Source organism: Planktothrix sp. FACHB-1355 (assembly GCF_014748295.1).
Taxonomy (GTDB): Bacteria; Cyanobacteriota; Cyanobacteriia; order Cyanobacteriales; family Aerosakkonemataceae; genus Aerosakkonema; species Aerosakkonema funiforme_A.
The window spans coordinates 1-14,651 of record NZ_JACJUP010000004.1 but is presented as its reverse complement, the minus strand read 5'-3'; the positions used below and the strand labels follow the sequence as shown (position 1 = coordinate 14,651).

At 40.3% G+C, this 14,651-nt stretch carries 14 protein-coding genes; 3 read left to right on the top strand and 11 right to left on the bottom strand.

What is annotated here, in order from left to right:
• Positions 1–67: 67 nt before the first annotated feature.
• Both H6S82_RS00810 and H6S82_RS00805 read left to right on the top strand, forming a co-directional pair.
• Positions 68–3,616 carry a tetratricopeptide repeat protein gene (locus H6S82_RS00810; RefSeq protein ID WP_190462377.1) on the top strand — a complete coding sequence of 1,183 codons (3,549 nt, stop codon included), beginning with the start codon at positions 68–70 and terminating at the stop codon, positions 3,614–3,616.
• Between the two features lie 59 nt (positions 3,617–3,675).
• Positions 3,676–4,152 (top strand): glycine-rich domain-containing protein-like, encoded by a 477-nt coding sequence (locus H6S82_RS00805; RefSeq protein WP_199315126.1) that lies wholly within the window; start codon positions 3,676–3,678, stop codon positions 4,150–4,152.
• Here the strand turns inward: H6S82_RS00805 and H6S82_RS00800 are convergent.
• Complete coding sequence (locus H6S82_RS00800; protein WP_190462376.1) at positions 4,093–6,408, bottom strand: tetratricopeptide repeat protein; 2,316 nt, start codon at positions 6,406–6,408, stop codon at positions 4,093–4,095. The genes H6S82_RS00805 and H6S82_RS00800 overlap by 60 nt on opposite strands.
• A gap of 136 nt (positions 6,409–6,544) precedes the next feature.
• Between H6S82_RS00800 and H6S82_RS00795 the strand changes: the two genes are divergently transcribed.
• Positions 6,545–7,006 (top strand): hypothetical protein, encoded by a 462-nt coding sequence (locus H6S82_RS00795; protein WP_191055943.1) that lies wholly within the window; start codon positions 6,545–6,547, stop codon positions 7,004–7,006.
• A gap of 271 nt (positions 7,007–7,277) precedes the next feature.
• Here H6S82_RS00795 and H6S82_RS00790 read toward each other — a convergent pair whose 3' ends face one another.
• The 10 genes from H6S82_RS00790 to H6S82_RS00745 all read right to left on the bottom strand — a co-directional run bounded on the left by H6S82_RS00790 (position 7,278) and on the right by H6S82_RS00745 (position 14,475).
• A complete protein-coding gene (locus H6S82_RS00790; protein WP_190462371.1) occupies positions 7,278–8,120 on the bottom strand; it encodes a ThiF family adenylyltransferase in 843 nt (280 codons plus the stop codon).
• Positions 8,098–8,712 carry a hypothetical protein gene (locus H6S82_RS00785; protein WP_190462368.1) on the bottom strand — a complete coding sequence of 205 codons (615 nt, stop codon included), beginning with the start codon at positions 8,710–8,712 and terminating at the stop codon, positions 8,098–8,100. Before H6S82_RS00785 ends, H6S82_RS00790 begins: the two co-directional genes overlap by 23 nt.
• Positions 8,690–9,415, bottom strand: a complete 726-nt coding sequence (locus tag H6S82_RS00780; RefSeq protein WP_190462366.1) for a hypothetical protein — start codon at positions 9,413–9,415, stop codon at positions 8,690–8,692. The genes H6S82_RS00785 and H6S82_RS00780 overlap by 23 nt, the downstream gene beginning before the upstream one ends.
• On the bottom strand, positions 9,412–10,158 hold the full coding sequence (locus H6S82_RS00775) for a hypothetical protein (protein WP_190462365.1): 747 nt from the start codon (positions 10,156–10,158) through the stop codon (positions 9,412–9,414). The genes H6S82_RS00780 and H6S82_RS00775 overlap by 4 nt, the downstream gene beginning before the upstream one ends.
• Before the next feature lie 2 nt (positions 10,159–10,160).
• Positions 10,161–10,592 (bottom strand): hypothetical protein, encoded by a 432-nt coding sequence (locus H6S82_RS00770; protein ID WP_190462363.1) that lies wholly within the window; start codon positions 10,590–10,592, stop codon positions 10,161–10,163.
• 3 nt (positions 10,593–10,595) lie between these two features.
• Entirely contained in the window at positions 10,596–10,970 is a 375-nt protein-coding gene (locus H6S82_RS00765; RefSeq protein WP_190462361.1) for a hypothetical protein, read from the bottom strand.
• 65 nt (positions 10,971–11,035) lie between these two features.
• A complete protein-coding gene (locus tag H6S82_RS00760; protein WP_190462359.1) occupies positions 11,036–11,653 on the bottom strand; it encodes a GIY-YIG nuclease family protein in 618 nt (205 codons plus the stop codon).
• A gap of 7 nt (positions 11,654–11,660) precedes the next feature.
• The gene (locus H6S82_RS00755) at positions 11,661–13,100 is read right to left on the bottom strand and encodes a hypothetical protein (protein WP_190462357.1); all 1,440 of its coding nucleotides are present in this window, start codon (positions 13,098–13,100) and stop codon (positions 11,661–11,663) included.
• Positions 13,084–13,539: a hypothetical protein gene (locus H6S82_RS00750; protein WP_190462355.1), complete on the bottom strand. Its 456-nt coding sequence runs from the start codon at positions 13,537–13,539 to the stop codon at positions 13,084–13,086. Before H6S82_RS00750 ends, H6S82_RS00755 begins: the two co-directional genes overlap by 17 nt.
• A gap of 3 nt (positions 13,540–13,542) precedes the next feature.
• Positions 13,543–14,475 carry a bifunctional DNA primase/polymerase gene (locus H6S82_RS00745; RefSeq protein WP_190462353.1) on the bottom strand — a complete coding sequence of 311 codons (933 nt, stop codon included), beginning with the start codon at positions 14,473–14,475 and terminating at the stop codon, positions 13,543–13,545.
• Between the last annotated feature and the right edge of the window lie 176 nt (positions 14,476–14,651).

The following is a 14,651-nucleotide window of genomic DNA, read 5'->3' as shown; positions in this document are numbered from 1 at the left end:
TAGAGGAATCAAATGTCCCAGATGAGCGGTGCTTTGAATCTGGGTGACTTGACTCAGGAGGGCTAAATTGACGAACGATCGCTCTGAAGATATTCCCAAGCATATACAGCAAGAGCTTCTCAAGAACAGTCAAGTTCAGGGAGATTTAACCATTAGGGACATCACGCAGATTGGGACTCAGTTTCTCATCTGCCCCTCTTCTGTCACTCCGATGACAGGAAAGTTTGGCCTCTTCAATCCAACAAAAATTACCCTCAACATCCCGTGCTATGCTGACTTTGTTGGAAGGGAACAAGTTATTGAAGATCTGATAGCTGCTACCAGTACAACTCGCACGATCGCTATACTAGGAATTCCTGGGATTGGTAAAACAGCTTTGATGGCTCAAATTGCATCTCGCTTTGAACAGAGCCGCGTTTTTTGGTACGAGTTTAGAGCGGAACTAGCATCTCTGGATGATACATTGATGCGCTTGGCTTCATTTCTTGACAGCCAGCCAGAGGCTGAGGGAAATCTCAGCGCTACAGTTCAGACTCATAGATTGTACAGAAGTTCTCTAATTGATCTGATTATTGAAAAGCTCAATCAAGCTGATTATTATATTTTTTTTGATTCCGTACATCATATTATCAAAGATTCAGACTTAGGTAGCTTTTTCTCAATTTTAAAAAATAACTTACAAAGAGGATTTTTTTTTGTAGCAGGACGTTATAAGCCTGATTTTTATACTCTGATTGATGAAGGTAAGAAAATAGTAAAAACAGTTCAACTAGATGGTTTGGATGAGCATGATATCCAGAATTTTTTTAAGAAGCGAGGAATTCCCATTGAACCTGAATTTGCTGAACTTATTGCCTCTCGCCTTGATGGGTTACCAATCGCTATTGAATTGATAGTTAATTTACTTAGAGAAAGTTTTTCAGAAAAAGACATACAGGCTCTGATTGAACAAGCTGAAGAACAAGTCATTGACCACTTATTTCAAACTGTTTACAACCAAATAAATTCAGATGAGAGAGATTTATTGACAATAGCTTCTTTTTTCATCCTTCCATTTTCTCAGGATAATTTAATAGGTGCTTATAAGGCTATTCTGGAAAAGAAGAATAGCCATACTAAAGTTTCTTTCACTAAACTTCAGCAACAATTTTTAATCGAACCCTTTAAATCAAACTTTTATAAAGTCCATGAAGTTATTCGTAGGCTGGCTATTAATTACGTTGATGAGCCTAACAATTATCAAATAAAACTTGCAGATTATCTTGTAATTCACGCTCCCGATGATGGTTTTAAGCAACTTGAGGCTGTATTACTTTACTACGATGCTGAGGAATTTAATCGAGCGGCTGAACTTGTAGTATCTCTTATTGATATGGGATTGCTTCCATACCACCCCGACTGGGCAGAAGGTCTCCTCGGAAAATTTGAGGAAGAGATGATTAGTCCTGAAAACTGGGTATGGTTAATTGGTAGTAAAGGCAATTTAGCTTTTTTCTGGCGGCAATATGAGGAGGCTGAGGATTGCTACAGAAGAATGTTAAAAATAGCTGAAAAGCTTCAGGATAAGGTAGCAGCAGCTATTGCTCTTCAACGAATGGGCATTGTATACCATGACCGAAATTATCAAATAGCTGAAACCAATTATCTTAATAGTCTTGCTCTAAAAAAGGAACTGAATGATTTAGAAGGTCAGGCACAAATTTACAGCCAGTTAGGAATGCTTTACACAACCCAGCATCGATTAGATGAAGCCTACATAGAATTAGATAAAGGACTAAAATTATTGGAAACTATTGATGCCCCAGATTGGCAAAAACAGCCTTTATACGGCAATTTAGGAATCTTGTATGCTGAACAAGGGGAGTGGGAAAAAGCGGTAAGATTTACCGAAATTGGGTGTCAAATTGCAGAAGAGATGAGTATGCCTGATGAGAGGGCAATGTCAATCTATAATCTCGGCTTACACGCAGCAGGTCAAGGAAATCAAGAAGCAGCTCGAGACTATTATCTGAAAGCGCTTGAGATCGCGAAAATATATGGTTTGTGGCATATTGAAGAATTAGCTCAGCTTGCTTTGGGAAAATATCAGTATGAATTGGGTGAGTATGACGAAGCCATTGCCTGTTTCCAAAAAGTTTTGGAAATACAAGAAAAGTTTAAAGATAGGGCTAAATTGGCAGTCACTTACTTTGATATTGGAAGTTTTTATTCTTTAAAATTTGATTATACCACAGCTCTCTATTACTACCAGAAGGGTAGCGATTTGTTTGAATATTTAAATACTGAGGAGCAAGTGCGAAATTTTTTAAGCAATATATATGTTTTAGCTAAAGAAGTAAGTGTTTCTCAGTCAATTTTGCATTCGCTCAAACTTTTAAAGAAGCGTTTGCTCGCTAATTCACCATCCTATGTACTAGCAAAGATATACGAAACACTGGGAAAAATTTATTTTGAAATTCTGCATAAAGATAGGGCTGGATTAGCTTGTCTGCGCCAAGAAATTAACTTATTAGCGCAACTAGAGCGCAAACAAGAGCAAGTAGAAGCGCTAGTAAGTTTCGCTCTTATTTATGAAGAAAGAGAGAATTACGAACAGGCTTTAGATACAAACACAGAAGGAATTAATATAGCTGAAGCAAGCAACCTTTATAATTTGGCAGGTGGTCTTTACTATAACCGAGCTAATTGCTTCACGAATCTTGAAATGTGGCAGCAAGCAGAGGAAGATTATCGCCGTTGTTTAGCACTTGCAGAACAAGCTAACGATACAGCCCTGCAAGAGTCAGCACTGCACAATTTAGGAGAAATGTATCGGCGCTGGAATCGCCCAGGAGATGCAATAAAATCTTTGGAATCAAGTTTAGAATCGTCTATCGAACGCGATGATATTGAGAGTCAAATTATAACTCTGAATAATTTAGGTTTAGCTTATGAGCAGCTATCTCAAGCACAAAAGGCACTAGAGTGCTTCAACGAAGCTTTGTCTCTCAGCTGTCAATACTATCGAAAGTGCGATGAATCAATAGTCCTTATCAGTCTAGGTAACTTTTACCTTGTGGATGAGCAGCCAGACAAGGCAAAGGATTACTATGAAAACGCTCTAGTTGCGGCACGCTTGGCAGAAGATACGAACTTGGAAGAGGATAGTATTCTCTCATTAGCTTATGCTCACCGACAACTAGGTACTTTTGACAAGATTGCAGAAGATTTCAAAGCCGTTGCAGAACGTACCTTTGAGCTGAAACATTATAAAAACTTTGTCAAGTTTTTAACCTTTGGTGGAAAAATAAATCTTGAAAAGGGTGAAGCACAGGGTTCAGCCGAGATGTTTGAGCAAGCGCTGTGGATAGCTTTTTTTATTGTAGTTGAGCGTTTTTCTCAATGTGGAACGCGGGTCAAACCATCTTTTCTCGCTTATGAATTGCGGCAAGTAATTGGTCAAATTTGTGACAATATTAAAGAGACTGTAGAAAAAGGTGCTGTTGAGCTTGCAAAAGGTATGTATAATACATTGCTAAGTAAGCTTCAGAATCCAGAACGCTGGAGCGAAGGTGAATCTTGGATTATTGATAGCCTAAAACCTATTGAAGACTATTTTACTAAACAGGTTGAGTAGCTAGCAATAGGAGTAAGTTAAGAGTAAGTTAATAGTTATAGCTAGGCAAAAGTCAAATTATGTTAGCTTTACAACCAGGTTTTTCTGTGGAAGACCAAGCATTTATGAAAAAGCTAGAAGAGCTTAACCTCGATCAAATTGCTTTTAGTCTTAGGCATCCTCAAAAAGGTTATGGTTGGGATCACGCACAGACTGTACTTGCGATCGCACGATATAAAATGTTTCTATTTTTGAACTATAAGCACCCTGAGTGTCAGCTTGTTCCAACCCAAGAAATCGATGAAGTTTGGCACCAACACATTTTGGATACCCAAAAGTATGCTCAAGATTGCCAAACACTGTTTGGTTATTTCTTACACCACTTTCCCTATCTTGGTTTGGGTGATGAGACCAAACATCAAGAGTGGCAGAGTTGTTCGGCTAAAACAGAATTTTTGTTTGAAAAATATTTTGGCGTTGGTGTGTTGTGTGAGGATCTAAACAGATGGACGACCACATACACTGAATTTAGGGCGAATCCCCAACATCTGCCGTAGTTGCAACGCTTTCTGGTGCATATTTTCAGCTTCAAAGTAACGTCCTTGTAAATAATAGACTTGTGCCAAATTGCCCAATACAATTGCCACATTAGGATGGTTTTTACCTAAAATTAATTTCCAGATAGTTAATGCTTTTTTATACATAATTTCAGCTTTGCTATAATAACGTTTCTCCTCATAAAGCGATGCTAAACTATTTAAGCTGAGTGCTACATCATAATGGTTATTACCTAGAACTGTCTGACGTATTTTTAATGCTTTTAAATGTGTAATTTCCGCTTTATGGTAATCTTTTTGCTTCTGATAAACTAAGGCAATATTATGAAGGCATAGCGCTACATTAGGATGCTCCTCGCCTAAAAGGTGTTTCCATATAGCCAGAACTTGTAAATATAAAGGTTCTGCTTCCCAGTAGCGTTCCTGGTTAAAGTAAAGTAGCGCTAAATTATTTAAGCTACGTGCTACATCAGAATGTTCTTCTCCAAGTAATCTTCGTTGCAATTCTAGAGCTTGTAGGTGCAGAGTTTCAGCTTCATAAAAACGCCCTATATTCCGGTAGAGTGCTGCTAGATTGTGTAAACAAAATGCGACATCGGGATGTTCTTCATCTTTCCAAAGCTTTTTCCCCATTTCTAAAGCTTGCGTGTAAAGAACTTCAGCTTCGGAATAACGTCCTTGGCTTCGGTAAAGCATTGCCAGATTATTCATGTTGCGTGCTATATCAGGATGCTCTTCCCCTAAAAACCGTCGTTGCAGTACCAAAGCTTGCAAGTAAAGAGGTTCTGCCTCTGAATATCGGCTTTGAAGCCAATAGAGCCATGCCAAATTGTTGAGACTACGTGCTATATTGAGATGCTCTTCCCCTAAATGTTTTTGCACGGCTGATAAACTCTTATTATACCAGGGTTCTGCTTGCTGATACAAACCTTGTCCTTCGTAAAATTTACCTATCTTACTGAAAGTTAAATTTAATTTCTCGTCGTCAAAATAAGTAGTTAGGGATGTCGCTACTTCTGCTATGTGAGGGACGAATATAGATAAAGCCTGAACTTGCTGTTGGGTAATAATGTCAGGAAATTGCTCAGCTAGCTTCACTGCTGTTTGACAAACTGAATTTTTCAACCGCTCCGCTTGAGCTAACCCTAACAACTTCTTCTGCAAAAACTGTCGGATAAGCTCATGCAAGCGATAAGTTTTAGCTCCTATACGTTGCAGCAGATGCAAATTCAATAAAGTATCATCTCTGATCTCCTCTAGTTTTTCTGAATTATGCTCAAGTGCAGACTGTTCTACTAATTCCCAAGGAAATGGAGCTAAAGCTAATAAACTTAGTAAACAACCTATCTCCTGAGCAGCAGGACTTAACTCTTGCCAACTCAGATCAAAGGCAGCAGCTACCCCCAATTGGGCAGTCATGTCTTCTTGTGGCTTTTGCAATGACGATTGTTCTAGCCGCTTTTCCTGCAACCGTTGCAACATTTCTTGTAAAGACAAGTCAGGTTTTCGCTCCAAGTACCGCCCAACTAATTCCAACCCCAAGGGCAGATAGCCAAGCCATTTACAAAGGGTTTTCCCAATCCAGGGCTCTTGTTGCAGTCGTTCTCGGCCTATTAACAATTTAAGTAAAGCTATTGCTGCTTTAGGTTTGAGTACGTCTAATTCCAGCCTTTGTGAGGATTTTAATAACCGCTTTCGCGTTGTCAGCAGCAGCTTGAAACGAGAAGCAGAGGGTGGCAGGTAAGGCTTAACTTGGGTATAGTTATTGACATCATCCAAAATAATTAAGACATCTCCTTCACGCCAACGCTGCCAACACCAACGCACCTGGTTGGGTAAATCCAAATCATCAGAAGGATTTAAATTCAGATAAGTTTTGGCAAAATTGACGATTTGAAAGCCTATATCCTGCTCTCGTGCTTGTAACCAGCAGATCCCTCCTTGGTAAGCTTCCTGGTGAGCTAGTGCATATTGGATTGCCAGTTCTGTTTTGCCAACTCCTCCCATACCAGCGATCGCATAAATTACAACCCGCTCCCTCCCCTGCAACTTCCGGTGTAAGGTTTCCAGTTCGCCAAATCTTCCAGCAAACTCAACAGTACCGCTATAAGGGAGGTTTTGGGGAATCTCCGTTGGTAGAGGGACATTACTCTGATTTACACTTTGGGTAATATTGCCAACTGTCAGATTTCCCCAAACTTGAACATAGCTGAGGGCGCTCTGCTGGATTTGGTTGTGCTCAGAACTACTGCTCATACCTTTGGCTCTCCTCAGTCAAGTAGCCAAACTCTACATTCTCAACCTTATAACTAGCCATCACATGGTTTCGGTATTGTTATTTAGCTAGGAGTAGGCTACAACCAAATTAACACTATCTGAAGAGTGAAATTTTATGGAACCAGTGTCCTTGACAGCAGCGGCCATTGTAAGCTTAATTTTTTCGGAAGCCCTCAAAGAAGGCGGAAAAGCACTAGGAAAAGGCGTCTCCGACCAAATTGGTCAGCTCCTGAGTGCTATCCGGCAGAAGTTTCAGGCTGCTGGAACCGAGGGGTTGCTGACACGAGCGCAAGAAAATCCTACGGAGAAAAATACCGCCAAGTTACAGGATGAACTAGAAACTCAGATGGAGGAAGATCAAACTTTTACCGCTCGGTTGAAGGAACTGATGACTCAGCTTAGGGCGAATGAAACGGTTAATCAAATAGTCCTTAAGGGTGTTAAAGTACAGGGTAAAGCAACGCTAGGCGTTATAGAACAGGAAGCTACGCCAGGTAATTCGGTTAATCAAGAGGCTTTGGTTGATTCAGAATTTGGTAGCGACCTCAATCTAGGCAATATAAAGCAAAAAGGTTAAAAGGATAAGCAGTGCTCATCCTTTTAGGAAGTTTAGCAAAGCAGAAATAAACATTTAGCCTATTGCTCTTAATTGATGCCTTAAAGCATACTTTTACAGCCGAGCCTGCTTTATCTGACGCTATGCAGTCTGGTATCATTTGACAACTTGGAAGTGTTAGCTGGACAGTTTTTGGTTTTATAGTATATTTGATAAAAATTTGTTCAGCTATCAACTCCCCCGAATGTTTGGATAAAAGGTATGTTTTTTCTTCTTTAAACTCCGTTCAAACTTACAAAGAACTCAACGTTTCCTGGGAAGTATATCGAGAACGGCTACTTCCACTACCGCAATGGAAATAAGTAGCGAATCGACGTAAACTTTTTGTCAGTACCAACTGTGACAACATCTCAATAGCTTCCGCAGCAACTCGTTGATTGATAAAGAGACTCTGAGCATTCATAGCCGCTATTTCCGCGCAGGAAAGTTGTTGAAGAGATAATTCCTCTGGTTGTGGAACAAGCAAGTCGGGATGTTGAAAGCTGGGAGATGGAAGATTAACACAAAAGTTGGGATTATTCAGGTCATTAAACGCTCTTTCTGGCTCAAAGTCGTTAGTCGAACCAAGCAAAACTTGTCCGGCGGGAACTCCTTGACCAAAGTTACCACAATCCATCCACCAAACTCTTGTAAGTTCCCTATTGGCGTGATAATAGTCTATTGAATCCAAAGCTTTGCCAAGTTCTGTTCTAGCTGCACTATTATCAACACAACCAATCAAAATAATGAGTTTGTGCCATTGTCGTTTCACCATTTCCACAGAGAAGGAATTTGCGTAAGCACCCAGCTTTATCCCATAAGCAAGGCTATATCGAGTTGCCAAAACTTCGGCTTTGTTGAAACCAATATCCGCATCACAAAAGTTTTGACGCGGTACGTTAAGGTGATCCACCACATCAAAATCAACCAAAGTTCCTGACGCTGCAATACCACCCTTTTCTAAAGCTACAATCAACCTCGCTAACATCGGTGCTAGAAATCCTCCTGTTCCCCCACAACCAACCAGGAAGAATTGGATTTGTTTGTGGGGAGTTAGGAGAATAGGAAGTGCATTAGGGTATGAGGAGTCTGACATAATCAACTAAGGTAGCGTCGTAAATTTTTGTCGGGATATCGAAAACCAAATAAGCGGGAATTTCCCAAAATACTTGATGGTAAATACCCACTCTCAACCGCAATGTCGGTTGGCTAAAAATTGTGCCGATGACTCCATATATTTTGAAGCCTGATTCCTCAGAGTCATCTTGAACAGAAAAGTTAGCAGGTAAAACGTGATGACTGTGAATTTCTATCAATACATTCGGAGAACTATCTAATCGGGTAACAGTTACCTCTTTGTTAATTTGGGCTGGAATCTTAAGTTTCCATGCTTGTTCGTAGTACAAATGGAAGAGTATTTCATTCGGTGCAGCTTGTTGGGAAAGCTGCAATATTTTTTCTACCAATTCACGGGTAACCAGAGGATATTCGAGATGAAACTCAGGTTCGATTTTCTCTAGTCCGGGGATATTACATTCAACCAGTGGTGCAATGACACTCAATCCATCTCTCACGGCTCGGATAAAAACTCCGTTACCTGCTAGAATGAACTCGTACATAGAAGCGTTGCAGGCAGGTAGGGGTTTTTTATGAGCAATTAAGTAGTTAATTAAAGGTAGTTGATTCATAACTTTGTTTCACCATGAATTCGATGAGTTCTCTAATAGTTTTTGGGCGAGTGGGGTAATCAACTAAATCCCGCAACGGATAACTCCGTTTTTGATGTTTATGCAGGTAATTTAGTTGTTTTGCGATATCTGATGGGAATATTTTTGATTTGCCACCAACGCTATCGCCATTGAATGGACTGCTACCAAATAATTGCCATACAAATTCAATAGTCTCGCTGCTAGCATCGGGAATGGAATTGTTGCCGAAGCAAATTCCTCCTGAAGTATTAATATTGGGTAATGGTGCGTGGAATACTTGGGCATTTGGGTCAAATTGCTTGGTTTTAACTGCCCAAATAAAATATTGGCGACCGATACCCATTAACACTAATCCAGGTAATGGTATAGAAAAAATTTGATTTTGAGCATCCCCAGTAAAGGTAAGTTGATTATTTGTTGATGGGGGGATAAATTTGACAATGAAAGTTCCTTTGGTAGTGCTTCCCCACCTGACAATGCCACTGGGGAGGAACCCAGAGTCAACTGGTAATTGAGAAAACGCATTTCGGACAGCTTCTGATGAGATGAATTTGGTGAAGATTTGGTCATCTTGTTGGTATCTTAGTAAATATTGACCTTCAAGTATGTAGAGGGAAGCGAGGATGTCTTTGGGTGCGATCGCATTTATAAACGACCGACTTTCTAAGTTTGCTAAATTCATAATTTGGCTGGGTTTGCATCATTCCAAAGTTGGACAACGGCAAGTTTATTTTGGTTACTTTCTTTCAGCCAGAGACGAAGTAATTCTGCTTTTTGGCAGAAGTCTTCTGCTAATAACCAATCAGCAGCGAGGATAGAAAGGTTTGATGGCGACCACTCAAAGTAGAAAGTAGATTCTTCAGTTTCATCAAGCCAAATACTACCTGTACTGTGGTCGATAATACCGATCGCTTCATAGAGATAGCATAAAGGTTCCTCTGCTTGGCTACATAGCTGCTTGAATTGGTCGAAATCAATTCGATCGGCTGTAATTACTGAACCTGGATTTATGCCAAAATGAGTTGACCAATCGCCTTGTAGATAGGTTGAGTCATACAGACATATTAGAAATTGTTGACTCAGGTCGAATTCTTCTATTTCCCTTTGGTAGAAATCGAGTTCTTGAGACCAGAAGGGAATAAAAGGCAGTCTTTCTTCCCATTCAAAGCAATCTAAACCGAGTGGAAATAGTTGAGAATTAACCAATTCTAAAAATTGTACTTCTCTGGGAGAATACGGACAGCTAGAAACCTGCGGGAAGTAAGATGCGGTGGATTTTTCCCATTCATGGGGAAAGTTGGCTTTGTAGAGAGAAAGTAAAACCGTACTTTCTCTAAGTTGCGTTAAATAATCGAGTCCCTGTCCGACAGAAACAGGGACTTGACAAGAACGCAAATGTGTAATGGCAGCAGTTGTAACTGACATTATTAGAAGTTAGGAATTGGATATTTAGAAGGGATGGGGGGAGAAGTGGTTAAATGTGCTATAGTACTGATGGTAGCTTTAGTTGCTTGTTCTCCTTGTGCGATCGCTACTTCAATTTCTTCCGAGATACTCACCAGAGTTTCTAATGTTAATTGACCCAGAATTTCCAGTTGTTTGAGTTTCCAACTAAGGGAAAGTGCAGGATTAATTAACTCTGGTGCAGTTTGCAGGGACTTGATGAGGTTGAAGTTACCTTTAGTACCTACCTTTTTGACGATTTCTATATGTTCTTCGCCGTCTACAACTTTCCTTGATATAGTTGCATTGGCGACATCTGGATAGAAAGGTAGCAAGGTATTGACGATGCTTTCGTCTGTGACAGATTGTTCGGGAGTCAGGGGGATTTTTTGACCTTCAAGGATGACTATAGACATAGTTTAAAACAAAGTTAGTTGGTGTTTTTGAGGAGAAGTAGTCGAGGTCTGAGTGGATGAGGGAACTGGGGGTGGCGCTTCCACTTTTCGTTGCTTATAGTTCTGTGAGATTTCCTCTGTTTCTTGTTCTTCTGCTAATTTCAAAGCCGCCGCTTTTCTTTCAGGTAGTTCTGCTTCTAATTGGGATAACATCTTCGTAATTAGAGTGGGGAGTTCTAACTGTTCTACGGTGGTGCTGGTGATGATAGGTGGGGAGTTTTTGATGCCTACAGCTAATACCGCATTTCGAGGCTGATTTGCATCAGTTTTGGGTAATAACTGAATGTGAATTAGAATGGTGTTCTGGTTAAAATCGTACTGTGTTTCTAGGTTTGACATAATTGGGGTGAAAGTGTATTTATATTTTTCTTTCCTACCTTCTGCATAAAAGCCTTATGCCTTCTTCATTGGCAATGTTCAAGCCAGGATAATAGTTGGGTTAGTTGTTCTGAATTCAATTCAAACCATTCTCCTTTCTGTCTGAAATGTGCAAATTTGCAATGAGCCGCTTTTTCTAAAGACACTGCATCAAGGGAGAAGAAAGTTTTCACAACTGTTAATTGAGTGGCACAGGATGTCTGCAATGTTTTCAGGCGTTTCTGGAAGTTGGTGGTGCGGCCAATTTTGTAGAGGTTGCTTGACCCTGAACGCACTATGTATATGTATCCATTGCGGTTGTTTGTTGCATTCGTTTTGGATAATTCAGAAATTCTGCGTTGATTCAGCTTTATGCAAATTATCCCAGCTAGAAACAATTCTGGTTCATGGCAATAATCAATTTGGATTAAGCCTAATTTATGCAAAAGTTCTAGAGAATGCTTGACCTCATCAATGGGTGCTTTGAGTGCATCCGCCAGTGCAGTTATACTACTGAATATTGGATGATAAGGGTCTTTGTGTTGAGTTACATTTCCTAGTAGTTCCAGCAGGAGACATACAGCTAGATGGTCGCAGTATAAGCCGGATGAGTTAGCTATAACGATACTGGTGTACCATGAATTTAGATGAAAATTCACATTCATTTTTTGGCTATCTATGCAGATGTTTGGTTAAGTTCCAGTTCGCTACAGTTTGCAGATGTCGTAGTCGTGCGTTGAGTGTTTTTTGGCGGGGAAATTGAGCCAAATAAAAATACTTGGCTTTCATTTGATTGTTTAGGTGTTGGATTTCGGGATGATAGTTGGGTTTTAGGTCACTCAAATGTCCCAGTTCTTTTTTGATTCTTCGCCACCAAGAACGCGCTACTGATTTTGATGCAAAACCTACGATAGCCTGGTAGAATTTGCGATCGGCACTCTTGACATAGCCTACTTGGTCAGAAATTTTTACCAGTACGATCGGGCTGATAAAATTTTGTTGAAGTTCTGGTAGACTATAGTTATCTGTGCTTTCCTCATGTTGCCACAGGATTGATACTGGTTTGTCCGATCGAGGCTCTAGGTCTACTACAGTGCCAAATTGGTAATCGTAGGTACTATGAGGGTTATTGTGTAGACGGCTAACAGCTTTGGGAGTGGATTGGACTGTGCTCAAGCCTATTTTAAAACCAAGCATTCCGATTGCATTTTTCTGTTCCTTTAAGTGGGAGGAAAAGGCACTTTTCCATGCAGCATCTTTATCTGTTTGGAGATAGTCTTCACCTTGCAAGTATTCGCTGCGATCGAACTGGTTTTTTAGATGATATTCTATTTCTGGATTGTTGTGAAGTTGTTCGAGAATATCTGCTGGATAGTTGAGAGATAGCCATAGAGAAATAAGGGTTTTGAGTTGATGGAAATTTAGATGATTAGCTGCTTCTAGAAATGCTCTTGATGGTAGTTCGTTCACACAGGCGAGAGGGATACCTGGGAAATTTTCGAGGGGGAAAAGCCATTCTTGAGATCGAGCGAGCAAGTGATAACCATCTGCGTTGATTTCTTTTAGCCAGAATAGAGTTTCTGCCCATTGGAATAGTTCACCCTTCTCTGTAAGTACCAAAGTGCCTGCTGGGATAATGAGAAATGTTTTTTGAGGGATAAACAAAGGTAATGGCTCTATTTTTAGCACCCTTAAATCATCTAAGGAATACCAAAATTTTAGCTCAATTTTCTCACTTCCTGCTGACCACCAATAAATTTGGATAGGGGTGTGCGAATCTGGTATAATTTTGTTAACTATGCCAAAATTATTTTTATTGGTTATTAGCGTTCCCTTATGAAAAGGTGCTGTGGGAGATGTGGGTTTTATGGGGGCTAAGACTTTAATTACTTTATTAGTGACTGTGGTTGTGTTTTGTTGGGGAAGAATGGCGGGGATAGATAGGGAAAAGCTAGACAAATTTTGGATAATGTGACTCGATTGATTCCCGTTTTGGTTGGTAAGAGACATATTGAGAAACTTGGCACCAATGGGTGAATGAAAGAAGTTAGGAAGCACCATTGATGCCAAGCGCGTCAGCGCTATGTTATCTTGCTTATACTGGAGAAACAATAAATTCGTTTAGACGCGGAAGTAGTCGTTGGTAACAAAGCGGCGGCGGTAGTTGGGGAATTGAAACACCTTGGATTAAGAAGTCTCCGTTGTTTCCTCCAAACCAAACTAAGACTAATACTTTCCAATTAGGATCGTATTCAGCGACGCGGTGTGCTGTTTCTGTGTCTGGCCATTTTCCTCCTAGTAAAGCTTGGAAGTTATTGCTTTTTTCGCCTATGTAAAAGCCGAGCAGAGTATCTAAGTTCCATTGGGGTTGTTTGTCAAGGTTTCTTTTTGATAGTTGGTTGTAGGAACTGTTATCAATTGCTACGCATCCTCGACCTTCTTCTAGGTAACCTTGCCAGCCAACGGCGGCGATTAATTCGTAGTTTAAAGTGAGAAAATGCAGACGATTTTGGTCGTCGTTTAAGGAGTATAGATGGTGATTTGGGGACATGAATTATGAATGGAGAGCGTAGTAATGTAGGGTGCGATCGGTGATTCCAAAGCCTCTAAAACTTGACCACTTGTATTGGCATTCACCTGGTTTGTATTTGCTACTTAGTTGACTCCAGGTATCCCAGTCTGGTAAGAGAGAATTGCTGATGTATTTGAGTGCCATACCGATAAAAATCCACGATTGATAATTGTCTGCATAGTGCGGATGGATTACTTCTAGCAGTAGTCGGGCGAGTGTAATGTTGGTTGCACAGGTATTTCTTGATGGGCCAACTATGATGGATTTGCGATCGCAAACTGGGACAATCGTTTTGAATCCTTTTGATTTTTGGAGTTCTGCTTGGGGTGCAGTCAGTACTTGTACGATCCAATCGGGTGCTGGTGCTACCGGGGTGGTATCGGGTCTGTGAATCCAGTGGTAATGACCAGTTAGGGGATGGGGCGACGGGGGGAGAACTGATTGATGTCCCTCGCCACGAAGTTCCAGAGCTTCACCTGGGGCTGTAATAATGCGGCGCGATTTGAACATCTTTGGCAAAGAAGGAAGTGTAAATAAATATTGTGCTCTCCCCTCTCTTCCAGAAGTGAAGGCGACAGTAGAAGGTAAACCTTCACCGCGAGATAGTTGGTCAACTAAAGCTATTGCACTGTTGCCATCGATATCAAGTGCTAATAGAAATTCTGTTTCTGTCTGACCGCACAGTAGCCCTATTCCAGGGGGAGTTACGTAGTAAGGTTGGCGATCTTTTCCTAATACGGCAATAGACCCTTGTTGAGTCAGATCTTTAAGCATTTGAAGCGGTGAGAAAGGATGTTGTTGCCATGAATATCCCAGAGGTTGTTTGTTGTGGTTAACGGGAACTATGCGCCAATGAGGTGGGAGAATCTTTAGGGTATCGAGTAGTTTTTGAGGTATTGATGAGTTAGCCTTCATCTGGAGAATTAAAGCATTGTTAGTAACTTTTGAATAAAGGTAAAATTTATAAAGGTTGATTATTTTTTTTTGTGATTATTTGGCTTTGTGCCAATAGTTAATAATACAGATAGCTGCTATAAAAGTTATCTAAACAATTTTTCATTAATAAAATATGTCATTTAGGCTTTAATAAA

Bases quoted from the DNA above. Each gene is read 5' to 3' on its own strand.
- H6S82_RS00795 (WP_191055943.1), top strand. From the start codon at position 6,545: ATGGAACCAGTGTCCTTGACAGCAGCGGCCATTGTAAGCTTAATTTTT.
- H6S82_RS00770 (WP_190462363.1), bottom strand. From the start codon at position 10,592: ATGTCTATAGTCATCCTTGAAGGTCAAAAAATCCCCCTGACTCCCGAA.
- H6S82_RS00765 (WP_190462361.1), bottom strand. From the start codon at position 10,970: ATGTCAAACCTAGAAACACAGTACGATTTTAACCAGAACACCATTCTA.
- H6S82_RS00805 (WP_199315126.1), top strand. From the start codon at position 3,676: ATGTTAGCTTTACAACCAGGTTTTTCTGTGGAAGACCAAGCATTTATG.
- H6S82_RS00790 (WP_190462371.1), bottom strand. From the start codon at position 8,120: ATGTCAGACTCCTCATACCCTAATGCACTTCCTATTCTCCTAACTCCC.
- H6S82_RS00750 (WP_190462355.1), bottom strand. From the start codon at position 13,539: ATGTCCCCAAATCACCATCTATACTCCTTAAACGACGACCAAAATCGT.
- H6S82_RS00780 (WP_190462366.1), bottom strand. From the start codon at position 9,415: ATGAATTTAGCAAACTTAGAAAGTCGGTCGTTTATAAATGCGATCGCA.
- H6S82_RS00800 (WP_190462376.1), bottom strand. From the start codon at position 6,408: ATGAGCAGTAGTTCTGAGCACAACCAAATCCAGCAGAGCGCCCTCAGC.
- H6S82_RS00745 (WP_190462353.1), bottom strand. From the start codon at position 14,475: ATGAAGGCTAACTCATCAATACCTCAAAAACTACTCGATACCCTAAAG.
- H6S82_RS00785 (WP_190462368.1), bottom strand. From the start codon at position 8,712: ATGAATCAACTACCTTTAATTAACTACTTAATTGCTCATAAAAAACCC.
- H6S82_RS00775 (WP_190462365.1), bottom strand. From the start codon at position 10,158: ATGTCAGTTACAACTGCTGCCATTACACATTTGCGTTCTTGTCAAGTC.
- H6S82_RS00760 (WP_190462359.1), bottom strand. From the start codon at position 11,653: ATGAATGTGAATTTTCATCTAAATTCATGGTACACCAGTATCGTTATA.